19 protein-coding genes are annotated in these 21,849 nt (G+C 50.9%); 10 read left to right on the top strand and 9 right to left on the bottom strand.

The features are described 5' to 3' along the window. The first annotated feature begins 134 nt into the window (after positions 1-134). A complete protein-coding gene (locus FJM74_RS02730) occupies positions 135-1,529 on the top strand; it encodes a DUF5723 family protein (protein ID WP_187261028.1) in 1,395 nt (464 codons plus the stop codon). A gap of 149 nt (positions 1,530-1,678) precedes the next feature. Here the strand turns inward: FJM74_RS02730 and FJM74_RS02725 are convergent, their stop codons facing one another. From FJM74_RS02725 to FJM74_RS02695, 7 genes are all read right to left on the bottom strand, one after another. Continuing rightward, positions 1,679-1,936 (bottom strand): hypothetical protein, encoded by a 258-nt coding sequence (locus FJM74_RS02725; protein WP_187261027.1) that lies wholly within the window; start codon positions 1,934-1,936, stop codon positions 1,679-1,681. Positions 1,937-2,158: 222 nt separating this feature from the next. Next, the gene (locus FJM74_RS02720) at positions 2,159-2,563 is read right to left on the bottom strand and encodes a hypothetical protein (protein WP_187261026.1); all 405 of its coding nucleotides are present in this window, start codon (positions 2,561-2,563) and stop codon (positions 2,159-2,161) included. 46 nt (positions 2,564-2,609) lie between these two features. Then, a complete protein-coding gene (locus FJM74_RS02715; RefSeq protein ID WP_187261025.1) occupies positions 2,610-3,842 on the bottom strand; it encodes an NUMOD4 domain-containing protein in 1,233 nt (410 codons plus the stop codon). A gap of 333 nt (positions 3,843-4,175) precedes the next feature. Beyond that, entirely contained in the window at positions 4,176-6,311 is a 2,136-nt protein-coding gene (gene scpA, locus FJM74_RS02710) for a methylmalonyl-CoA mutase (RefSeq protein ID WP_187261024.1), read from the bottom strand. A 43-nt stretch (positions 6,312-6,354) separates the two neighbouring features. Continuing rightward, positions 6,355-6,735 (bottom strand): YybH family protein, encoded by a 381-nt coding sequence (locus FJM74_RS02705; protein ID WP_187261023.1) that lies wholly within the window; start codon positions 6,733-6,735, stop codon positions 6,355-6,357. A 57-nt stretch (positions 6,736-6,792) separates the two neighbouring features. Beyond that, positions 6,793-8,583 carry a methylmalonyl-CoA mutase family protein gene (locus FJM74_RS02700; RefSeq protein ID WP_241738916.1) on the bottom strand — a complete coding sequence of 597 codons (1,791 nt, stop codon included), beginning with the start codon at positions 8,581-8,583 and terminating at the stop codon, positions 6,793-6,795. Positions 8,584-9,058: 475 nt separating this feature from the next. Further along, positions 9,059-10,462 carry a T9SS type A sorting domain-containing protein gene (locus FJM74_RS02695; protein WP_187261021.1) on the bottom strand — a complete coding sequence of 468 codons (1,404 nt, stop codon included), beginning with the start codon at positions 10,460-10,462 and terminating at the stop codon, positions 9,059-9,061. Positions 10,463-10,617: 155 nt separating this feature from the next. Here FJM74_RS02695 and FJM74_RS02690 point away from each other — a divergent pair, with 155 nt between their 5' ends. The 3 genes from FJM74_RS02690 to dnaA all read left to right on the top strand — a co-directional run bounded on the left by FJM74_RS02690 (position 10,618) and on the right by dnaA (position 13,853). Next, complete coding sequence (locus FJM74_RS02690) at positions 10,618-11,382, top strand: 5'-nucleotidase C-terminal domain-containing protein (protein WP_187261020.1); 765 nt, start codon at positions 10,618-10,620, stop codon at positions 11,380-11,382. Between the two features lie 3 nt (positions 11,383-11,385). Continuing rightward, positions 11,386-12,321, top strand: coding sequence for a bifunctional metallophosphatase/5'-nucleotidase (locus FJM74_RS02685; protein ID WP_187261019.1), 936 nt, complete (start codon positions 11,386-11,388; stop codon positions 12,319-12,321). A gap of 107 nt (positions 12,322-12,428) precedes the next feature. Continuing rightward, on the top strand, positions 12,429-13,853 hold the full coding sequence (gene dnaA, locus FJM74_RS02680) for a chromosomal replication initiator protein DnaA (RefSeq protein WP_187261018.1): 1,425 nt from the start codon (positions 12,429-12,431) through the stop codon (positions 13,851-13,853). A 504-nt stretch (positions 13,854-14,357) separates the two neighbouring features. On the opposite strand, the gene FJM74_RS02675 is transcribed toward dnaA, so the two are convergent. Beyond that, positions 14,358-14,864, bottom strand: a complete 507-nt coding sequence (locus tag FJM74_RS02675; protein ID WP_187261017.1) for a hypothetical protein — start codon at positions 14,862-14,864, stop codon at positions 14,358-14,360. 60 nt (positions 14,865-14,924) lie between these two features. Beyond that, positions 14,925-15,359: an OsmC family peroxiredoxin gene (locus tag FJM74_RS02670; protein WP_187261016.1), complete on the bottom strand. Its 435-nt coding sequence runs from the start codon at positions 15,357-15,359 to the stop codon at positions 14,925-14,927. Positions 15,360-15,525: 166 nt separating this feature from the next. Here FJM74_RS02670 and FJM74_RS02665 point away from each other — a divergent pair, with 166 nt between their 5' ends. The 6 genes from FJM74_RS02665 (at position 15,526) to FJM74_RS02640 (ending at position 21,771) form a co-directional block, all read left to right on the top strand. Beyond that, complete coding sequence (locus FJM74_RS02665; protein ID WP_187261015.1) at positions 15,526-17,022, top strand: GH3 auxin-responsive promoter family protein; 1,497 nt, start codon at positions 15,526-15,528, stop codon at positions 17,020-17,022. Positions 17,023-17,100: 78 nt separating this feature from the next. Then, positions 17,101-17,250 (top strand): hypothetical protein, encoded by a 150-nt coding sequence (locus FJM74_RS02660; RefSeq protein ID WP_187261014.1) that lies wholly within the window; start codon positions 17,101-17,103, stop codon positions 17,248-17,250. Between the two features lie 357 nt (positions 17,251-17,607). Beyond that, positions 17,608-18,765: a 1-deoxy-D-xylulose-5-phosphate reductoisomerase gene (locus FJM74_RS02655; RefSeq protein ID WP_194349938.1), complete on the top strand. Its 1,158-nt coding sequence runs from the start codon at positions 17,608-17,610 to the stop codon at positions 18,763-18,765. 69 nt (positions 18,766-18,834) lie between these two features. After that, positions 18,835-20,148 (top strand): RIP metalloprotease RseP, encoded by a 1,314-nt coding sequence (rseP, locus tag FJM74_RS02650; protein WP_187261013.1) that lies wholly within the window; start codon positions 18,835-18,837, stop codon positions 20,146-20,148. 13 nt (positions 20,149-20,161) lie between these two features. Then, complete coding sequence (locus FJM74_RS02645; RefSeq protein ID WP_187261012.1) at positions 20,162-21,271, top strand: LysM peptidoglycan-binding domain-containing protein; 1,110 nt, start codon at positions 20,162-20,164, stop codon at positions 21,269-21,271. Positions 21,272-21,273: 2 nt separating this feature from the next. After that, positions 21,274-21,771, top strand: coding sequence for a DUF6702 family protein (locus FJM74_RS02640; RefSeq protein WP_241738915.1), 498 nt, complete (start codon positions 21,274-21,276; stop codon positions 21,769-21,771). Positions 21,772-21,849 lie beyond the last annotated feature (78 nt).

Here is a 21,849-nt window from a genome sequence, read left to right as displayed (position 1 = left end):
CTTCGATATTATACTTTTGCAATATAAAGCATGGCTACACACAACGCACCCGTTCAACTGACCAGAGCAATTCAGGAACTGCCATTGTAGATCCCGGCTACATTCTTTACCCGTTACAATCAAAACCAATAAAAATGAATAAACTTCTACTATTCTTTATTTTCCTGCTTCTGAGCCAGGCACGCGTGCTGGCGCAGGTGGAACTCAACAGTTTCTCTGCAACCGGGCGTGGCGGTGTTATGAATACCTTTGTGGTGGACTATCAGGCCATTGGCGTAAACCCCTCGAACCTTGCCAGAGGTACTTCCAAGGTGGCTTTCACGCTGTTGGAAGGTGGCGTTGGCGTTAGTTCGCAGACCTTCACCAAACAGACCTTAAGGCAGTTTCTGGATATCTCGGATGCGCAGACCATTTCTGCTGCCGACAGGCAACACTTCGCCAAGGCCTTTACAAGCGACAATGTGCTGAATTTCGCCGCGGATCTCAACACTTTTGCCATTTCGGCAAACCTGGGGCACTTGGGGGCCTTTGCCTTTAGTAACCGGCAGCGCATGCTGGGGAATGTGGCCTTTAACAAAAATTTTGCAGAGCTGGCTTTTCTGGCCCAGGACGCGCCCATCTACGACGAGGTTAGAGCTGGCGATGTGGTGTATGTGTCGGATGTGTTTGATGGCACGTCCATAAAGGGTTCGTGGCTAAATGAATGGAACCTGGCCTATGGCCGCAAACTGCTGGCGCTGCCCCTGCTCGACTTATATGCCGGTGTAGGCTATAAATACCTGCAGGGAATGGCCATTTATGAGTTCAGCGCCCTGAACGGCGACGTGAAGGCCTACAATGCCGCTTCTCCTCTGCTCGATATCGACTACAGCGAGTACATCAGCAACTCCAATTTCAATTACCGAGGGTCAGGCGGGTTGCTGAGTCCGGTTGGCCAGGGCCACGGCTTCGACCTGGGAGTCTCGGCCGTGATCAAACAGACCATAACCGCCGCTCTCTCTGTGACCGATATCGGCAAAATGACCTGGAATGAGAACCTGCTGCAGGCGGAAGACAACGGCTTCAGGCTCCCGCCCTGGGATGAGAAAAACAACGACGACTGGGATGCCATACTGGATCTTGCCGAGCATGTAATAGACAGCGCCTTCACCTTTACGCCCGTCGATCAGATACGCACCAGCCTGCCAACACGCCTCCGGGCCGGCGTAGGTATGCGCCTTGGCGAAAAAGTGCAGGTAGGCCTGGATTATGTAGCTCCGCTCAACAAGGCGCCCGGCAATCTGTCGGCCAGCTTTATCGGGTTGGGCATAGATTATATGCCGGTTCGGTTTATTCGCTTAAGTTCCGGCATCTCTACGGGTGCCGGCGACAAGTTTAACCTGCCCTTTGGTTTTTCGGTGGTTACGCGGGCATACGAGTTTGGCATTGCCACCCGCGATATCACCGGGCCCCTCGCAGATAACAACCCGGGTGCCTCTGTAGCCATGGGCTTTCTGCGGTTCAAGATCGGGAAGCCAACTATGCCGTAACAGCAGCAGCAGCAGCAGCAGCAGAGCCTTTGGAGGGGCGTTTTCATTAGCATAATCTGAAAATGGCTCTATTCAAAAATAGCCCAAACAAAACAGGGGCGGGAGGTAACTATTATGTTGCCTCCCGCCCCTGTTTTGTGGAGGGTATGTTAGTTGCCGGTGGTAGTGCCCAGGCCAGCGCTATCGGTGCCAGTGCCGGTGGCATTGGTGCTGAGCGTGTCGGAGGTGCCGGTGCCAGGCATATCGCCAGTGCCATCGACGCCTGTTTCACGGGTATTGCCCTCTAACGATTCTGGTGGCATGCTGGCGTTCTCTCCGGTCTCTACGCCACTACCCCCACAAGATGCCAGGCTGAGGGAGGAACCGAAGAACAAGGCCATCATGATTAGTTTCAGTTTACTTTTCATAGTTATCAAGCTTAAATTTACACTGCTGCGGTTGCCTGTATCATGCCTTACCACAGCTTCAGGGTCTATTATACGCAAACCATACGATAGGTTCAGTAAAGGCGGGAGTTTGCTGAACCGCTTTAAGCCCTGGTTAGCCAGCAGAAAATCTGAATTTTTCCAATGAAATTGCCCTTTCTGAGGTCCTCTGTTCTGCTGCTGCTGCTCCGTAAATTAAAGCGCTTACTGCCTTGCCCGGAAAGGATGTTTTACAAACGATACCTGCCCCATGGCATCTTTCTCATAGCGGGCCAGGCAGTGCTCCTGGTAAGCTTGCGGGATGTTGGCCTCGCCGGGACTTACCTCTTCGGGAGTCGGGCCGCCCTGCCTGAAAAAGTAGACTTTGGTGTTGCCATACTTGGTATGTGGCATAAAGTCGCCATACTGCTGCATCTCCTGCCACAAGGTGTCTGTTACCGTTACGGCATACACCCGCACAATGGGACCGGTGTTGTTCTCGTTGCGGTACATGGCCACTTCCTTAAAATCGCCCTCCAAATCCTGCGGGCCGGGCTGCGAGAAGGAATCGAAAATAAACCAGATGATGAGGGCTGCGGCGATAAGTAATAAGATGTATTTAAGTTTCAAATTGTATCCTCAACTTATTGTGAATTATTGTAGAATTATATTTCTATTAATCTAAATTATATGGAATGTCTTCCTCTTCTAAATGATTTATTAATACAATAAATCCTTCTATAGCGATACTATATTCTAAAAAGTAACAAGATGTATAGATACTTAAATCCTTGATTGAAATTCCAAAATACCAAAGGCCTTCTTTGTATTTTATTTCAACACTCTTGTCTGAGAGTATTGCTTTCTGTTTTGAATCGCCTAATGCTTTAACATGTGAAGAAAAGCTTTGCTTTGCAAAGGTTAATATCTCTGCTCTTTTAAAAAAATCTTTATTCAGATCTTTGCACAACTTAATTTCTTCACTTGCCAATATCCCTTCATTATATAAATATCCTGCATAATTATAGCTTTTTATCCTGCCGAAATTGCTAACTGAGTAAAGGGTTTCAAATTCTGGAATCTCATACCATTCTTCATATGGAAGACTGGTTGCTTTGTTAACTTTTATAGGTGTTAAGGGTATAGGATAACATTTAGGATCTTTAGGCAAACATTCAAAGTCTTCGCTTCTAATATTTACTTTTACTAATCCTCTTAAATCTACTAAACTTCGATCTAATCTATATGAGTCTAAATTGATACGTTCTACATCTATCTCGGATTTATCGAGGTTATTAGATGATTTAGAGTTATCAACTGCCTTTTCATACAACATTATTTTCATCTTATAAATTTCACCAGTTGTACTTCTTAGAGCAAAATTAATTTCATTAGATAAGTAAGATAGGTTTTCAATAATATAGACAAATCTACCATTCTTATACTTTATAATATCGCCATTTTTCGGAGAAACAAGGTATTCATTCTTATTTGGATAAAGCAGCTCTTTAAATAATCTAAATCTTTCTTTTGGTTGGAAATATTCGAAATCGAAAGGGTTTAAAAAAGCACAATTAAAGCGTCCTAATTTGATAACTAGAACATTTATGTCGTAATATCTCATCTGTTGATTCATTTCAACAGCATCGAAAGCTAAAGAAGCGGTCTCTTTGGTAACTGTGACACGAATAATTTCATCATCAATAAGACACTCTATGGTATACCTAATAACATGGTCATTGTCATTTCTTATTGAATCTGTAGCAAAAACTCCATTAATAAAAAGCGCATTATAAATTCCTTCATCTAAGGGGCACATTACCGTATCAAGTAGATGATAACCATTAGATGTAAAATGAATATAATGCTCTTGAAACTCTTCTATAGTAGAGATTAATTTGCGAGGCATATATAGCTTTTCAATTTAAATAATTAAAATAGCCATAATAAGGTCTAATCATTAATTTATTCTATTAAGAAAGTAATTTTTTAATCGTCTTTGGAATCTATTTATACATGACATCGCAACTTCTCGGGATTAAGTACTGGAAATATTCAGTAGGCGCTTTGCTGATTTTTTTTGGTTCTGAAGCACTTTGTTTAAGATATTTTATATTTCCATTTCCGGTAAGTTATGTCGTTTACTAAATAAACAAAAAAACAATTGTATTCATTAAACCTTAATAAGATAAGCCAGGGTGATTCGAAAAATATTATTTCGTTTAGCCTGATTAACTAAGGATCACCCCTTCAGTAATTTTTCCAGAATATCCTGCGCGGCCACCGAGATTACAGTGCCGGGCCCGAACACGCCAGCCACGCCGGCATCGTAGAGAAACTGGTAATCCTGGGCCGGGATCACGCCGCCTACGATCACCATAATGTCGTCGCGGCCCAGTTTGCGAAGTTCTTCGATCAGCTGCGGCACCAGCGTTTTGTGCCCCGCTGCCAACGACGATACCCCCACCACGTGCACATCATTTTCGGCGGCTTGCATGGCTACTTCGGCCGGTGTCTGGAACAGCGGGCCAATGTCCACATCGAAGCCGAGGTCGGCAAAGGAGGTGGCGATTATTTTGGAGCCGCGGTCGTGCCCATCCTGCCCCATCTTGGCCACCATCATACGCGGACGGCGACCTTCCTGCGCATCAAACTGGTCGGCCAGCGCTTTGGCGCGTGCAAAGTGCTCATCATCTGAGAGCTCTGCTGCGTAAACTCCTGATATAGATCGTGTCACGGCTTTATGTCTTCCATATACTTTTTCCAGGGCATCCGATATCTCGCCCAGCGTGGCGCGGTGGCGGGCCGCTTCCACGGCCAGTGCCAGTAAATTGCCGGTGCCTGCCTGCGCTGCGGCTGTTAACTCCGCCAGCGCTTTTTGCACCGCCTCCTGGTTTCGGCTCCCTTTTACCTGTGCCAGGCGCTGCAACTGCGATTCCCGCACAGCTGTGTTGTCGATGTCCAGAATATCAATTTCCTGTACTGTTTCGGGGCGATACTTGTTCACACCCACAATCACGTCCTTTCCCGAATCGATGCGGGCCTGCTTCCGGGCGGCGGCTTCTTCAATGCGCATTTTGGGCAAGCCTGTTTCAATGGCTTTGGCCATGCCGCCGAGTTCCTCTACTTCCTCTACCAGTGCCCAGGCTTTGTGCGCCAGCTCATGCGTAAGCGATTCCACATAATAAGAGCCGCCCCAGGGGTCTACCACTTTGGTGATGTTGGTTTCTTCCTGCAGGTACAGCTGCGTGTTGCGGGCAATGCGGGCCGAAAAATCGGTAGGCAGGGCAATGGCTTCATCCAGGGCATTGGTGTGCAGGCTCTGCGTACCGCCAAGGGCAGCAGCGAGCGCCTCCACACAGGTGCGGGTAATGTTGTTAAACGGGTCCTGCTCCGTCAGGCTCCAGCCAGAGGTCTGGCAGTGGGTGCGCAGGGCCAGCGACTTCGGGTTCTTAGGCTTGAACTGCTGCATGAGCTTTGCCCAGAGCATACGGGCGGCGCGCAGCTTGGCAATCTCCATAAAGTGGTTCATGCCGATGGCCCAGAAAAAGGAGAGGCGGGGCGCAAAATCATCGATGTTCATGCCTGCCTTCAGGCCGGTGCGCACATACTCCAACCCATCGGCAAGGGTGTAGGCCAGCTCCAGGTCGGCGGTGGCACCAGCCTCCTGCATGTGGTAGCCCGAAATGGAGATGGAGTTAAAGCGCGGCATATTTCTGGAAGTGAACTCAAAAATATCAGCAATAATCTTCATGCTCGGCTCCGGTGGGTAAATGTAGGTGTTGCGTACCATAAATTCCTTCAGGATGTCGTTCTGGATGGTGCCGCTGAGTTGTTCCGGTTTTACACCCTGCTCTTCGGCTGCTACAATGTAAAAAGCCATAACCGGCAGCACAGCCCCGTTCATCGTCATCGAAACGGACATCTGGTCCAGCGGAATCTTGTCGAAGAGAATTTTCATGTCCTCCACTGAGTCGATGGCCACGCCGGCTTTGCCTACGTCGCCTACCACGCGCGGGTGATCGGAGTCGTAGCCACGGTGCGTGGCCAGGTCGAAGGCTACCGAAAGTCCCTTTTGCCCGCCTGCCAGGTTGCGCCGGTAAAAAGCATTCGATTCTTCGGCCGTAGAGAAGCCGGCGTATTGCCGGATGGTCCAGGGCTTTTGCACATACATAGTGCTGTAAGGGCCACGCAGGTATGGCGGCATACCTGCACCAAAATCAAGGTGCTCCAGTTCCTGCACATCCTCCTGTGTATAAAAACTCTTCAGCTCCAGTTGCTCTGCCGTCTGCCAGGTAGCGGCAGGCAGAGGAGCCTTCGGCCTATGCGTGGCAGCAGCCACTTTTTTTATATCTATAGTAGAAAAGTCTGGTTTCATGTTTTAATCTTGGTTGAGAGGATGCGTAGTGCGGGTGCCAGCGCTAGCTTGCATGCTCAGCGGTGATCACCCAGGTTCCGTTCAGTTTTTTCCAGAGCTGCGAGGAGATGCAGCCCATCAGTTTTTTACCCGCCTGTTCTATTTTCCAGCTGAATACGAAATAGACTACTTCTGGTGTCAGCTCTTCCATGTGTAAAGGTTGGTACGAGTAAACCCCCATTTGGCTTCTGTCTTCAAAGTCGTTCAGGAAACCATTCAGGACCTCTTGGTAACCTTTTTCAATACCGGTCTTGCTGATCCAGAGCATCTCTTCTGAGTTCCAGTAGTAGGTCATTGCCTTTTCAAGGTCACCCTTATTCCAGGCGTTTATCTGCCCCTCTAGCGCCTCTTGTACCTCTGTTAAGGGGTTTTTGTTTGTTGTCATTTCAGGAGTTTTGAATTTCGGTTCAGACATACCATTTACGCATGCACTGATTCATAATTAAGAGACAAGCCGTTTGTGCAGTAGGTCCAGCAGGGAGGCGGTGTCGCAGTCTTCGAACAGGAACTCATCGAAGCCGTTTGCTATCAGCTCGTCTTTCATGTTTTCAGGGTCGTCGGCCATAATAATGGTGGGTTTGGCCTTGTGTGTTTTTAGTCTTGGTCCAAACTCGCGGGCATAGGCTGTCTCCGCGCACGATACCACCACGACCTCTGCCTCGGCCTGCAACAACTGCTCTGAGGCTGCCTCAACGGTCTGGTATGGCTGTAGCACAGTTTCAAAGCCGGCACATTTCAGGAACTCCTGCGCGAAGGTGGCATGCGAACGGCGCTGTACCGACTCCCCGATGACAGCCACAATAGCCTTGGGGCGCCGTTTGCGCTTGCGCAGGTGCAGTTCAGTGGCCATACGCATCACCTCGGTAGGGTAAGCAGCCCGGGTAGTGTCGAAGTCGGCGCTCTGTATCAGCTGTTCCGGGTCGAAGTCAATTTTTTCTTTTGGATTTCCGTATTTATTCGTGCCTACCAGTACCTGTTTGCCAGTAGCAAGGGCGCTGAATTTTTTGCGGCTTACCTCAGCTATTGATTTAAAGATAAAGCCTCGTTCTGCAGCATCCTGATAACCGCCCAGTGCCTCCACCTCCTGAAACAAGTCCCATGCTTTGGTAGCCAGATCGCGAGTAAGCGACTCCAGGTAATAGGAGCCGGCGGCAGGATCTATGGCCTGGTGCAGGTAAGCTTCCTCTTTCAGGATAAGGGACACGTTGCGGGCAATGCGTTCCGAAAATTCGTCTGGCTGGCGGAACGTGCTGTCGAAGGGCAGCACGGTAAGCGAGTCACAGCCCGCCAATACGGCTGCCATGGCTTCGGTGGTGGCACGCAATACATTGGTGTAGGGGTCGAGGGTGGTCTGATACCAGCTGGAGCTGGAGGCGTGTATCTGTAATTTGGCTGCCAGGGCAGGCTCGGCCTGGTAAGCCTCTACTATTGCCGCCCACAGCAACCGCACTACGCGCAGCTTCACCACCTCAAAAAAGTAATTGGTGCCCGAGGCCAGGTGGAACTGCATGTTGCGCAACACCGATTCCAGGGTTTGGCCGGCTTTTGTCAGTTCATCGATATACTCCACAGCGGCACTCAGGGTATAGGCAATTTCCTGCACCGTAGAGGCGCCGATGCTGCTGAAACTGGTGCCGTTTACCGAAATGCCGTACAAGTCGCTGCTGTCTTTGGTCAGGTCCAGGACTTTAGCCATGGATGCTGATGCTTCCTTTCCGAGGGTGCCGCTCAGCGTGAGTGGGTCGTAGTTGATGAAGCCCTGCAGGTTGCGGTGCGAGATGCTATGTTGGCTCAGGTGGGCATACAACCGCTCCAGAAAGAGGTGCGGTGAGTCTGGCAAGGTATACGATATGGTGTGTTTGCACAGGTCGATCGTCCGGACCAGGTAGGGCACATCAAACGCTTTGTAGTCGCGGATCACGAAATGAATACCATCGGCTCCTCGGTTGAGTGCGTCTGCGGCCTTGTCGATGGCTGCTGTGCCTTTGCCAGCCGCTTTTATCTGCTGCATGGTGAGCCAGCTGTTTTTGTCGGTTTTGCGGCCGCGCAGGAACGGGAAATCGCCGGGACGTTGTGCCGTGAAGGGCAGCTGACTGATGTCTTCGCCGGTGAAGTATGGTTTGATGCTGATACCCTCAGGCGTGTGCCAGGTCAGGCTCTCCAGCGGGGTGTCGCGAAGGTCCTTTTGTGCTTTTTCGGCCCAGGCAGCCACCGGGGCTGGGCTAAATTCCATGAATAGCTTTTTAGGGCGAGAGCTTTCGTCCATCATCTGGTTCGGTCTAATTTCATGTAAAGATAAGTTTTATCCTTTACGATAGAAAAACGCAGCCGTCAGCAGAAACCTTGAATTAATCGCTTTAACAGGCTTTGAGGATTGGGAGATTTGTAAATTTGGGGATGGAAAAATAAGGTGAAGAGGAAACAATATCACTCGTTTTGTTTCGGGCAGATGTTTGTTTTCAAACTTCTATCAAAGCTGCAATAGCTGCAACAAGGCCTGGAGGCTTCCGGAAGGGCATTTTCATTAGAATAATTTGCGTGCTGTACTGTGAGGACTACTATCGGAACTTAGCTGAAATACGTGCAGGGCAGGTCCGTTTCTGTGCCTGATACCAAACGCTGTGGCCGAATTATTCTAATGAAAACTCCCTTCCAGAGCATTTTGCTGCTCCTGATGCTGTGGGCTCCTTCACATTAGGTGTTAAATGCTACTCCAGCAACAGCTTACCCGTTCTGCTTCGGTAACCCTCGCTGCTGATGCTATAGATGTAAAGGCCGGTGCTGAGACCAGAAGGCCTTGCCACACGGTTCCTGCCGGGCTGCAGCGCCAGCTCCTGCACCAGCCGGCCATCGAGCGCATACAACCTGAAAACAGCACCGGAGGCAGCCGGAGCCTCCAGCATGAAATGGCTTCCGGCGGGGTTCGGGTAGAGCAGGTGCGCCAGTTCGGGCAGCAGGTCGGGCAGCGAGTTCGAGAGTTGATCGGCCACGAGCAGGTATACAAATTCCCGTTTGTAGGCCGTTACGCCATTCTCTAGCGTCTGTAGTTCACCCCTGAGGCTCAGGGCGTAGGGCCAGCCCCTCCGGAGCGAATTGTCTGGCGTAAAAATAATTTCTTTCACAATGCCGCCCGCTGAATCGCGTTCGGTTACCTGCAGGGAACTTTGGTCGGCCAGATGCGGCTCCTGCAGTTCGGTTACAGAGGCTAACACCTGCAGTACTTTCTCGGAAGGATTCCTGACAAACAAGCTCAGCTTAAGCGGCAGGCCTGGCCGGGCCAGAATATAGCCTGCACTGGATACAATAAGGCCGTTGCTGTTCGTAAGCGTGATCTCCGGCGACTCCGGTACCTCCCGCACCAGAATCTGCAAATCGTTTATGCTGGAGCTAACAAGCCGCTCGTTGCGGTAGGCCTTCACCTGAACCGCTAAAGTGTATTCTCCCTTTTGGGTAGGTTCCGGCCAGCTAATTTCCCCAAACGGGTTAATAGCCAGGCCCTGCGGAATGGAATAGCCTGGCAGTGGTATGATGCTACCGGTTGAACTGAGTCTGTAGGGGCTGACAAGGGTGTAGGTGAGGCTATCGCCGTCCGCATCGAAAGCCTGCAGGTTGTATTTAAAAGGCACGCCCACATAGGCGTCGGTCGAAGAAGGGGTCAGGTACTTTATACCATTTCTGTCTGGGTTTAAGGAGCTAACGGTAAGCGTAGTCTGCAGCACCATACTGTGCTGTTCCGATGGCTGTGCCACATTTATAATGTTATTGTTGCGGTTAATGCCCGACCACGACACGGTGTAGGTGCCATCAGCCGGGTAGGTATACGTCCAGCTGTAAATGATCTTTTCGGTTTGGTCGCCTATAAGCGTCCGGGAAACAGGTGCAGCCAGTACTGTTTCTGAGCCTAATCCTGTATTAACGGTAGGCTCGCTTTCGGTGCCAACACCGTGCACATCCCTGAAAATCACCATTTCAAAATGGAAGCTACGCGGGTTCTGGTCGCTCATGGTGTAGGTGATGTAGCCACCCCGGAGGTGCGTAGCCTCCGTCGGTAAAAGAAAGAAGCAGCTAAAACAGATCGTTAGCAGCAGGCGTAGGGTATGGCTTATTTTCATAGGAAGGACGGCTTTGGATTTATTGTTATAAAATTAGAAATATAAGCATAGAAACCAAGGCTCGCACGCGAAAAATACTCTTCTGCCATGCTGGTTGTTCTGCTGGAACTATCTGTGTATTTTTGCACTTTGCGTTCGACTCCTAAATTATTCTAATGAAAAAGCCCCTCCGGACCAGTTTAAATCTCTTGCTGCTCCTGCTGCCGCTGGTTGGCTGTCAGCCGCGTGTGTGGCAGGCTACAACAGCTGCTGCAGCAACAGATGTGCCCGTAGATCATGCCCTGAAAGACCACCCGCAGGTCGAGACTACGATTGCACCCTACCGGGAACGGGTAACTGCTCAGATGTCGGAAGTAATTGGCTACTCCGAAGCAGAGCTGACCAAGGGCGAATACCAGTCGCCGCTGGGCAATTTTGTAGTAGACCTGCTGCTGGAAGAGTCGCGGGAGCTGTACGGGCAACCCATCGATATGGCAGTGGCGACCAACGGCGGTTTCCGCTCCCCGATACCGGAAGGGAAGGTAACTATGGGTAACGCCTTTGAACTCATGCCGTTCGAGAATGAGCTGGTGGTGCTCACCCTGGATGGACCAACCGTGCAGGAGCTTTTTGATTTTGCGGCCAGCACCAGGATCGCGCCCATGGCCAATGCCACCTACACTGCCCTGGATGGAAAAGCAAGCAACATCACGATAAATGGCAAAGCCTTCGACCCGGCAAGGCACTACACCGTGCTCACTTCCGATTACCTGGCAAACGGCGGCGACCACATGACCATGTTCAGCAAAGCGCTTAAGACAGAGAAAGTGGGTATGCTGATGCGCGATGCCATTGTCCGGCACATCAGGGAGCTCACCGCCAGCGGGAAACCTATTAAGCCCGATACGGCACCCCGCGTTACCTTTCATCCCCAACCCTAACACATGAAAAGAAGAGATTTTTTGAGAACAACGGCGGCGGGGGCGGCAGGCATCAGCTTGCTGGGCATACCGTTTGCCACGGAGGCGGCTGATAAAACCATCAAGCTGACCATACTGCATACCAACGACCAGCACTCCCGCATCGATCCGTTTCCGGACGATGGTCGTGCCTACGGTGGCATGGGCGGCATGGCCCGGCGCGCCTCGCTTATCTCCGAAATACGGAAGCAGGAAGCCAACGTGCTGCTCTTCGACTCCGGCGACATCTGGCAGGGGACACCTTACTTTAATTTTTTTGAGGGAGAGCTCGAATTCAAACTCATGACCCAGATGCAGTACGATGCCGCCACACTGGGCAACCACGACTTCGACAACGGCCTGGAGGGGCTGCAGCGGCAACTGCCCCATGCCGGTTTCCCCTTCCTGAGCGCCAACTACGATTTTTCCGAAACCATTCTCAAAGATGCGTTCAAGCCTTACAAGGTATTTGAAAAACAGGGGCTGCGCGTCGGGGTGTTCGGCCTGGGCATTCAGCTGAAGGGGCTGGTGGGCAAAATGCATTACGGCCAGACCGTGTACCTAGACCCGGTGCAAAAAGCGCAGGAAATGGTGCAGGTGCTGCGCCAGCAGGAGAAATGCCACTTTGTGATCTGCCTCTCGCACCTGGGCTACAGCTATGTGGGCGAAAAAATAGACGACCGGAAACTGGCGCAGCGCGTAAGCGGGATAGACCTCCTGCTGGGCGGGCATACCCACACGTTTATGGAAGTGCCCGAAGTTATCCGACACGACAGCGGGCACGAGACTATGATAAACCAAGTGGGCTGGTCAGGGCTTTTTTTAGGCCGGATCGACTTTGCCTTCCAGAAAAAATCAAAACGAAAAGTGGGCGTACACACTGCCGTTCTGGCTGTGGATAACCCTGTATTAACTTCGTAAACAAATAATTTTTTGTTTAGAAATAATTGAGCAAATTTGTAACCCCCCTTGCCGGTATAGGAGAGGTTTGTTTCACCAAACGAATCTTGTGAGTTTTGGAAAATTGGATGATTAAAGACTGTACAACTGTGTGGAGTAACTGCCTGCAGGTGATTAAGGAAAATATTGGCGACCAGAGCTTTAAAACCTGGTTTGAGCCAATAAAGCCCATATCGCTGCGCGACAGTGTGCTTACTATACAAGTGCCCAGCCAGTTCTTTTATGAATGGCTGGAGGAGCACTATGTCAGTCTGTTGAAGAAAGTCATCTACCATGAACTCGGCAGCGAAGGCAGATTGGAATATTCTATTATCGTGGATCGAGGCAACGACTCCAACAAGCCGCAAACGGTCAACATCCCGACTAAGAAAATTCCACAGGCGGTGGTGAACTCCTACCGGCCGGAGCAGAACTTCATCAAAAGCCCGTTCGAGTCGAAAACCATCGACAGGAACTTCCTGAATTCGCAACTCAACGGATCGTATACCTTCGAGAATTATATTGAGGGAGACTGTAACCGACTGGCCCGCTCGGCCGGTTATGCCGTAGCCAACAAACCCGGCACCACCTCCTTTAACCCGCTGATGGTGTACGGCGGCGTGGGGCTCGGCAAAACGCACCTGGTGCAGGCCATCGGCAACCAGATCAAGAACAGCAACCCCGATAAGTTTGTGCTCTATGTGTCGTCGGAGAAGTTCGTGAACCAGTTCATCGAGTCTCTGAAGACAAACAACGTGCAGGACTTCGCCAACTTTTACCTGCTCGTAGACATCCTGATTATAGACGATGTGCAGTTCCTGAGCGGCAAGGAGAAGACGCAGGAAATGTTTTTCCACATCTTTAACCACCTGCACCAGTCCGGCAAGCAAATCGTGATGACTTCTGACTGTCCGCCACGCGACCTGAAGGGGCTGGAGGAGCGCCTGCTGTCGCGCTTTAAGTGGGGCCTCACCGCCGACCTGCAAAGCCCTGACTTTGAGACGCGCATGGCTATTATCCAGAAAAAGATGCAGAGCGACGGCATCGACATTCCGGACAATGTGGTGGAATACCTGGCCTACAGCGTAGACACCAACGTGCGGGAACTGGAAGGCGTGCTGATCTCCCTGATCGCCCAATCTTCGCTGAACCGCAAGGAAATAGACCTGGAGCTTGCCAAGCAGGCCCTGAAGCATATTATTGAAGACGTTGAGACAGAAGTAAACCTCGACTTTATCCAGAAAACCGTGGCCGAGTACTTCCAGGTAAGTCTTGACTCGCTGAAGGCCAAAACCCGTAAAAAGGAAATCGTGACGGCGCGGCAGGTAGCCATGTACTTTGCCAAAGAGTTCACCAGCCATTCGCTCAAATCCATCGGTTACCACTTCGGCGGCCGCGATCACAGCACCGTTATCCACTCCGTGCAAACAGTGTCGGATATGATCGACACCGATAAAAAATTCAAAGCCAGTATACAGGAACTTCAGAAGAAGTTCAAATCGAAAGCGGGGTAGAAGGCGCGCTGCGCCAAATTCAAAATTAGAAATGGATGAGGGGCAGCAGCAGCAGAACCTTTCGGAGGTCCATTTCCATTAGAATAATTGTTGATTGTTAGTTGCTGTTTGTGGAACATTTGATTTAAAAGCCGCTGTGCGTAGTTTCTGACTACGCACTTTTTATTTCAGGTGGTCTCTGACTATCCTTGCTTCGGAGAAGTAAAAAAGCACTTCTTCAAGGTTCCAGCTTTTTGTCTGAATCAGAATCAGAGAATGTTCAGAATGCCAGAACTTAATTTTGTGCTTAACTTACTTTATGCAAGAAGAATTATGCTTTACATTCTTACATGCTGTAAATTCTGATTCAGACAAAACATCCAGCAAATACCTCTGAAAGGTTATTTTCATTAGAATAATTTCCGGAACATCCTGCAAATCCTGATTCAGGCAAAAAAAAACAGCCTCTGATTCCTGGGAGAGTCAGAGGCTGCAATAATTTCTAATTTGACAAAGCACTCGCGCCTACTTCGTGGTATCCAGGGTGCTCATCTCAAAATTGTGTTGCGCGGCCAACTCCTGTATTTTGTCTTTTAAACGGATAACATCCCGCTTTTTACGGACCTGCCGCAGGTTCAGGAGCAGTTCGGAGCCGTTGCGTTCCTGTATCAGCATAGAGCGGCGGGCAATCTGTACCGCCTTGATTTCCGGAATGATCGCCATCTCTTTTTTACGGAAAACCCCCTCTTTGTGCACGATGTACTCGGGCGTAACCTCGATATAAGACTGCACACCGAACACCGATGTGTTCTGAAGCACGACATACACCAGAAACGAAAGTGCCGCAAATAAAAAGATGTAATACAGCAGCGTTTGCTCACTAAAAGGATCTTTCTGAGCCAGTATGTATACAGCCCAACCCAACCAGGAAAGTGCGAGTGTAAACTGAACCATAAAGGAAAGCAAGGCATTCCGGGTTGGGCTTAGCTGCACGATTAAGGATGATCTGGCATTACTGCTGGTTGGCGACATATAAGAGCGATAAGGTGGAACATCAGCGAAGGTCGCTGTTTTCGACGCAATATAGCAATTTTACGCTTTTAAAGTAGCCTGCAGCGTCATCTCGGGCACAGAAGCCAGCACTTTAGAAATAGGGCAGTTCTGTTTGGCCTCCTCAGCAAGCTGCTGAAAATCTTCTTCTGAAATGCCCGGAATGCTCGCCTCCGTGGTCAGCTCAATCTTCATGATGTGCGGGCCGCCGTCTTTCTCGCCCAGAAAAACCTTGGCGTCGGTGCTGACATACTCCGGGCTCAGGCCTTTGTTACCTGCCAGCGCGCTCAGGAACATGGAGAAGCAGCCGGCATGGGCCGCCCCGATAAGCTCCTCGGGAGTGGTGCCATCGGTGCTGTCGCCGAAGCGGGTGTTAAACGAATAGTTAGCCTCTACGGTGCCGTTGCCTGTTTTTACCTGGCCATTGCCATCTTTCAGGCCTTTGTTCCATTTGGCCGATGCTTTGTGTGCTTTCATAATTTTAGATTGGTTTTTATAAACTGTATAACTTTGTTTAAAAGTAAAGGTTATGAAATTTAATCCGGAATAGAAAGAAAAGGTGTACTTTCCCGAATTTCTTTCCGGCCTTTTATGCCATTAGGCTTTAACTACCTATCTTTACATCAGGACTAACATAATCTATATGGGTGTAAAAGCATGGTTAAGTAAGGCTTTCGCAGCGTACATACACAAAAAGCATCAGCAATGGATTCAAAACCCGGCTGAGGCCCAGAAAGCTGTATTTGATCATATTCTGGCCAAAGCCCAGTCCACCGCCTTTGGCCGCGAGCATGGGTTTGCTGGCATAAAGTCGCACGCCGATTATGTAAAAGCCGTGCCTGTGCGGGATTATGAGGGCCTGAAAAGCTACTTCAACCGCGTAAAGGAAGGGGAGAAGGACGTGCTTTGGCCCGGAAAGCCACTGTACCTGGCCAAAACCTCCGGCACCACCTCCGGCACTAAATACATCCCGATCACCCACGATTCCATCTCCAACCACATCAACGGCGCCCGCGACGCTTTGCTGGCCTACATCCACGAAACCGGTAAATCGGAGTTCCTGAACGGGAAGATGATGTTTTTGTCGGGGAGCCCGGTGCTGGAAGAGGTGGGCGGCATCAAAACCGGCCGCTTGTCGGGCATATCGAACCACCACGTGCCCGGCTACCTGCGCACCAACCAGATGCCGAGCTACGACACCAACTGCATCGAAGATTGGGAAACCAAGCTCGACAAAATCATAGACGAAACCATCGACCAGCGCATGACGCTCATCTCGGGCATTCCGCCCTGGGTGCAGATGTATTTCGACAAGCTGATGAAGCGCACTGGCAAGCAGATAAAGGACATCTTCCCGGATTTCTCCCTTTTTGTGTACGGCGGCGTAAACTTTGAGCCCTACCGGCCCAAGCTGATGGAGTCGATCGGCAAGCAGGTAGATTCTATTGAGCTGTTTCCGGCATCCGAAGGCTTTTTCGCTTTCCAGAACGAGCAGCACGACAAAGGGCTGCTGCTGCTGCTCAACAGCGGCATTTTCTACGAATTTATCCCCACAGACGAGTACTTCAGCGAGAACCCCACGCGCCTCACCATTGGCGAGGTGGAACTGGGCGTGAACTATGCGTTGGTCGTGAGCAGCAACGCCGGTTTGTGGGGCTACTCCATTGGCGACACCGTAAAGTTCACTTCCCTGAAGCCTTACAAGGTCATTGTGAGTGGCCGCATCAAGCACTTTATTTCGGCGTTCGGCGAGCACGTAATCGGTGAGGAAGTAGAAAAAGCCATGCAGCTCACCATCGGCAAGTACAAAGAAGTAGAGCTGTTCGAGTTTACGGTGGCACCCTATGTGAGCCAGAACGAGGGCGAGTCGTACCACGAGTGGCTGGTGGAGTTTGCCCGCCCGCCGCACGACCTGAAAGGTTTCGAGCAGGAGCTGAACAGGCAGATGCAGCGGCTCAATACGTATTACGACGACCTGATAACCGGAAACATTTTAGCCGATCTGAAGGTTACCTCTTTGCCTACCGGCGCCTTTCGCGATTACATGCGCTCGCAGGGCAAACTGGGCGGACAGAACAAAGTGCCCCGCCTCAGCAACGACAGGGCATTGGCCGATGGATTGCTGGCAGTTTACAGATAAAGCGATAAGGGTATGCTGAAGGTCATAAGCTTGGTATTTGTGGGGGGAGCGGTGCTTTACTTTCTTTTCTATCCTTTCTTGAAAAATAAAGTTAACCGGAAGAAAACGTTTAAGTGGTTCGTCATCATCTATATTCTGGTAGCTGTGGCCTCTACTGTAGGAAACTACCTGCTGAAGGCTGATCGTGTGGCGAAGAAGCGGGAAAGTATAGAGCATGTGGAGAAGTAGATACGCAACGGCAGCAAGGCCTCCGGAGGGCCATTTTCATTCGAATAATTGCTGGTTGTTGTTTGTTAGTTAGTTGTTGATTGCTGAGTTGCTTTATAGTTTAATGGTTAATCTGGAAGATTGAGGCTGAACTGGGAAACACCAATCGACTTTTCACTATAAAGGAGCCTTGGGTCTTACATCCAGTGTCCTGTGTCTTTTTTAGCCTCCGGAAGGCCTTTTTCATTCGAATAATTTGTAATGGCGTGTCCGGTGGCGAGGGTAAGAAGAGAAGTAAGTGACGCAAAAAATCAAGTAAATCAAGTCAATCCTTCCAATTAAGGTTCTGACAGTATTACACTATTTGAGAAACACATTTTGAGAAAAAGAATAGCTATTCTGGGTTCTACCGGCTCCATCGGCACGCAGGCGCTGGAGGTGATAGCGGCAAACCCCGACAGCTTCGAGCTGGAAGTGATTACGGCCCACAACAACGCCGACCTGCTGATAGCGCAAGCCCTGGCCTTTAAACCAAACGCCCTTGTAATTGCCAACGAAGCCCATTACGAGAAGGTGCGCGAGGCGCTGAAGCAGGAGGACGTAAAAGTGTATGCCGGCGCCAACGCCCTGAACTCGGTGGTGGAAATGGGCACCGTAGACATGGTGCTTACCGCCATGGTGGGCTATGCCGGTTTGCAGCCTACCATCAGGGCCATACAGGCAGGCAAGGAGATCGCGCTGGCCAACAAAGAGACGCTGGTGGTGGCCGGGCAGCTGATCACGGACCTGGCGCGGCAGAAGGGCGTGAACATTTACCCCGTCGATTCGGAGCACAGCGCTATTTTTCAGTGCCTGGCCGGCGAATTCCATAACCCCATCGAGAAGATCATTCTGACAGCCTCCGGTGGGCCTTTCCGTGGAAAAGATGCGACCTACCTAAAAACCGTGACCAAGGCCCAAGCCCTGAAGCATCCGAACTGGGACATGGGCGCCAAGATCACCATCGACTCGGCTTCGCTCATGAACAAAGGGCTGGAGGTGATAGAGGCCAAATGGCTTTTCGGGCTCCGCCACGATCAGATAGAGGTGGTGGTACATCCGCAGTCTATCGTGCATTCGCTGGTGCAGTTCCAGGATGGCTCGATCAAAGCCCAGCTTGGTCTGCCCGACATGAAACTGCCCATCCTCTACGCGCTCGCTTATCCGCAGAGACTAAAATCGGACTTCCCGCGTTTCAATTTCCTGAACTACCCCCAGCTCACCTTCGAGCAGCCCGACCTTGGCAGCTTCCGCAACCTGCAGCTGGCTTACAAAGCCATGGAACAGGGCGGCAACATGCCCTGCATCCTTAACGCCGCCAACGAAGTGGCTGTAAACGCTTTTCTGCACGACGAAGTCGGGTTTCTGGAGATGTCTGATATCATAGAAAGCTGTATGGCAAAAGTTGCGTATATTGCGAATCCATCTCTGGAGGATTACGTCCTGACCGACCAGGAAGCCCGTGCGCGTTCGCTGGAACAGGTGGGCAAAGCGTAAAAATAAAAACAGAATTAGGCAGGATTTCTGCTGTAGCATCAAAAAAAGCATAATTTTTAAATTCAATCAATGGATATTTTAATAATGGCAGGCCAGCTCATCTTGGGCTTGACAATTCTGGTTGGTCTGCACGAGTTGGGCCACATGCTGACTGCTAAATGGTTCGGAATGCGCGTTGAGAAATATGCCATCGGTTTCCCCCCAAAAGTCTTAAGCAAGAAAATAGGCGAGACAGAGTACATGCTCGGGCTGATCCCCCTGGGCGGCTTCGTGAAAATATCGGGCATGGTGGATGAGTCTTTGGACACCGAGACGCTGAAGCAGGAGCCGCAGCCCTGGGAGTTCCGGGCCAAGCCGGCCTGGCAGCGCCTGATCGTGATGATGGGCGGCATAATCGTGAACGTTATTACTGGTATTGTTATCTACATTGCCCTCACCTACAACTACGGCGAGAGCTACCTGCCCGCCTCGCAGGCTAAATACGGTGTGGTAGCCAACGAGATCGGACAGGAAATTGGATTCCAGACCGGCGATAAGATTGTGGCCGTGAACGGGAAAGAACTCGAGAAGTTCGAGGACGTGTACTCGATGGACATGCTCCTGGGCCGCGATGCCTACTACACCGTAGACCGCAACGGGCAGCAGATAGACCTGAAAGTGCCGGCCGACCTGATGGACCGTGTAGCCGACAACAAAGAGCGCATGCTGTTTGTGCAGCCGCGGGTGCCTTTTGAGGTAGGCGAGGTGATCGCAAACAGTGCTGCGTCTAAGGCTGGTCTCCAGAAAGGCGATGTGTTCAGGAAAGTGGCAGGCGAGCCAGTAACCTTCTTTAACGAACTGCAGGAGGCGCTGAAGAAAAATGCTGGCAAGAAAGTACCGATAGAGGTGGAGCGCGAAGGCAAACTGCAGCCCCTGACCGCCCAGGTAAACGAAGACGGCACACTCGGTTTTTACCATAAGCCGCTGCTGGAATACGCCACCCGCGACTATAGCCTCGGCGAAGCCATTCCGGCCGGTACCAACCAGGCATTTGGCGTGATCACGGCCAACCTGAAAGGCTTTGGCAAAATATTCAGAGGAGAGGTATCGGCCTCTAAATCGCTGAGCGGCCCGATCGGCATTGCACAGATCTTCGGCGATACGTTTAACTGGTACAAATTCTGGTCTATCGTAGGCATGCTCTCTATGGTACTCGCCTTTATGAACTTCCTGCCGATACCGGCGCTTGATGGCGGGCACGTTGCCTTCCTGACCTACGAAATCATTTCAGGACGTAAGCCTTCCGATAACTTTTTGGAGAATGCCCAGAAGGTGGGCATGGTCCTCTTGCTCGGCTTAATGGCTTTTGCTATCTTTAATGATGTGTTTAAGATGATCTTCTAATAAAAGATTCCTGATGAGAGCTATTGCCGTTTTTGCCCTGTTTTTCTTTTCTTTTTTAGTTTTTGTATCTACCGGTTCCGAAGCTGCCCCCGCAGCCCGGCCCTCTGAAAAAGTGCCTCCACAAGCTGCCGTATCAGACAGTGTATACATTGTGCAGCAGGGCGATACCTACTACAGCCTCTCCAGGCGGTTTAACGTACCATTGGACTCGCTCCAGCAATGGAACGACCATAAACTGCAGATCGGGCAGACGCTCTACCTGACTTCTACCGGAGCTGCCTCGCATAAAAAGGCTGCAACCGGCGCAGCCGCCGCACAACCGGCAGCAGCACCAGTGGCAAGCGGCCGCACCACGGGGCAGTATACTACCGGAGCCGGCAGCACCACCGCCTCGGCCTCTCCGGCCCCGGCAGCCAACAAAACAAAGAGCCGGATCATGGTCATTCCCTTTGATCCCTACCTGTATTTTTCAGATGCCGACGATGAGATTGCCCAGCACTCTCGTATTCCGCGCCCCAACATCCGGTATGCGTTCCGGAACCGCCTCGATGCCATGCTGGCCAGCCGTGAGTACGAAACCATTCACCTGCTGGGTGATGTGTACCGCGACAGTGTAAACGAGTTGAGCAGCATCTACAAATCTTTCCACTATAGCTACCAGGATAATAAACAGTCGAAGTACAACCGGCAGCCGGTGGTGCAGGCAAATGAGAAGGGGTCGGCTACGGACTGGCTGAAGCGGCAGAAGGAGAAGATTACCAACAAGGATGCCGGGCCCGTGCCCGTAGCCAAGAATCCGAATAAGCACTATGGTGTTGCCGTAAAGGACCCATCCTTTTTCGATCGCTACAACAGCCAGTACGACATCGACTATTATGTGTTCATCAATCAGTTTGAGGTAAAAACAATTTACGAGAACTGCCTCGACAGGGCGGCGCAAAACTACCAGCGCGATTTTCTGGTGCACTATTCGATTTACGACAGTACCGGAAAGCTAATTTCAGGCAATAAGGTAAATGTGCCTTACGAATCTAACATAAACGATGTGCAGCGCATCGTGAGCGACACCATGCCCGGCATGGCCCGGCGCGTGATGGCAGACCTGCCCCCCGGCGATAAATAAGTATGAAGCGTTTTGCCCCGCTGCTTTTTCTGTGCGGCCTGTTCCTGCTGAGTATTGAGGGAGTGGCGCACGACTACCATGCCAGCATTACCGACATCCGGTACAACCCCAAAACGCAGCGCCTGGAAGTAGCCATAAAGGTATTTATGGATGACCTGGAGGAGGCTCTCTCCCGAAAATCGAAAGCCAAAGTTGTGTACAGCAATTCGGAGCAGGTACAGCAGCTCCTGCAGGCCTATCTGCGGCGGCACCTGGTGTTTGAGCAGGAAAAAGGAAAACCGCTGCAGCAGCATTTTTTAGGTTCCGAAGCAGAAACCGATGCGGTGTGGGCCTATGTGGAGGTGCCGGTGCCAGATGCCAGACGCCCCCTGCTTGTGCACAACACCGTGCTGATGGAGTTGTTTGATGACCAGATGAACATTGTCAACATCAATTCCAAAGGCAAAACCAACAGCCTGCTCTTCCAGCAATACGACCGGGAGAAGAAGGTGGATCTGTAGCGCATGCTGCTGCGCAGGTGGCTGTCCGGAAGGTTGTGCTGTCTGCTCTGGCAGCAGCAGTAGAAATGCTTCGGGAGG

Source organism: Pontibacter beigongshangensis (assembly GCF_014332515.1).
Lineage (GTDB): Bacteria > Bacteroidota > Bacteroidia > Cytophagales > Hymenobacteraceae > Pontibacter > Pontibacter beigongshangensis.
This window is presented reverse-complemented; position numbering and strand designations above follow the sequence as displayed.

Excerpts from the sequence above, each read along its gene's own strand:
- FJM74_RS02730 (WP_187261028.1), top strand. The coding sequence starts at position 135 with ATGAATAAACTTCTACTATTCTTTATTTTCCTGCTTCTGAGCCAGGCA.
- FJM74_RS02725 (WP_187261027.1), bottom strand. The coding sequence starts at position 1,936 with ATGAAAAGTAAACTGAAACTAATCATGATGGCCTTGTTCTTCGGTTCC.
- FJM74_RS02715 (WP_187261025.1), bottom strand. The coding sequence starts at position 3,842 with ATGCCTCGCAAATTAATCTCTACTATAGAAGAGTTTCAAGAGCATTAT.
- scpA (WP_187261024.1), bottom strand. The coding sequence starts at position 6,311 with ATGAAACCAGACTTTTCTACTATAGATATAAAAAAAGTGGCTGCTGCC.
- FJM74_RS02705 (WP_187261023.1), bottom strand. The coding sequence starts at position 6,735 with ATGACAACAAACAAAAACCCCTTAACAGAGGTACAAGAGGCGCTAGAG.
- FJM74_RS02700 (WP_241738916.1), bottom strand. The coding sequence starts at position 8,583 with ATGGAATTTAGCCCAGCCCCGGTGGCTGCCTGGGCCGAAAAAGCACAA.
- FJM74_RS02695 (WP_187261021.1), bottom strand. The coding sequence starts at position 10,462 with ATGAAAATAAGCCATACCCTACGCCTGCTGCTAACGATCTGTTTTAGC.
- FJM74_RS02690 (WP_187261020.1), top strand. The coding sequence starts at position 10,618 with ATGAAAAAGCCCCTCCGGACCAGTTTAAATCTCTTGCTGCTCCTGCTG.
- FJM74_RS02685 (WP_187261019.1), top strand. The coding sequence starts at position 11,386 with ATGAAAAGAAGAGATTTTTTGAGAACAACGGCGGCGGGGGCGGCAGGC.
- dnaA (WP_187261018.1), top strand. The coding sequence starts at position 12,429 with ATGATTAAAGACTGTACAACTGTGTGGAGTAACTGCCTGCAGGTGATT.
- FJM74_RS02675 (WP_187261017.1), bottom strand. The coding sequence starts at position 14,864 with ATGTCGCCAACCAGCAGTAATGCCAGATCATCCTTAATCGTGCAGCTA.
- FJM74_RS02670 (WP_187261016.1), bottom strand. The coding sequence starts at position 15,359 with ATGAAAGCACACAAAGCATCGGCCAAATGGAACAAAGGCCTGAAAGAT.
- FJM74_RS02665 (WP_187261015.1), top strand. The coding sequence starts at position 15,526 with ATGGGTGTAAAAGCATGGTTAAGTAAGGCTTTCGCAGCGTACATACAC.
- rseP (WP_187261013.1), top strand. The coding sequence starts at position 18,835 with ATGGATATTTTAATAATGGCAGGCCAGCTCATCTTGGGCTTGACAATT.
- FJM74_RS02645 (WP_187261012.1), top strand. The coding sequence starts at position 20,162 with ATGAGAGCTATTGCCGTTTTTGCCCTGTTTTTCTTTTCTTTTTTAGTT.
- FJM74_RS02640 (WP_241738915.1), top strand. The coding sequence starts at position 21,274 with ATGAAGCGTTTTGCCCCGCTGCTTTTTCTGTGCGGCCTGTTCCTGCTG.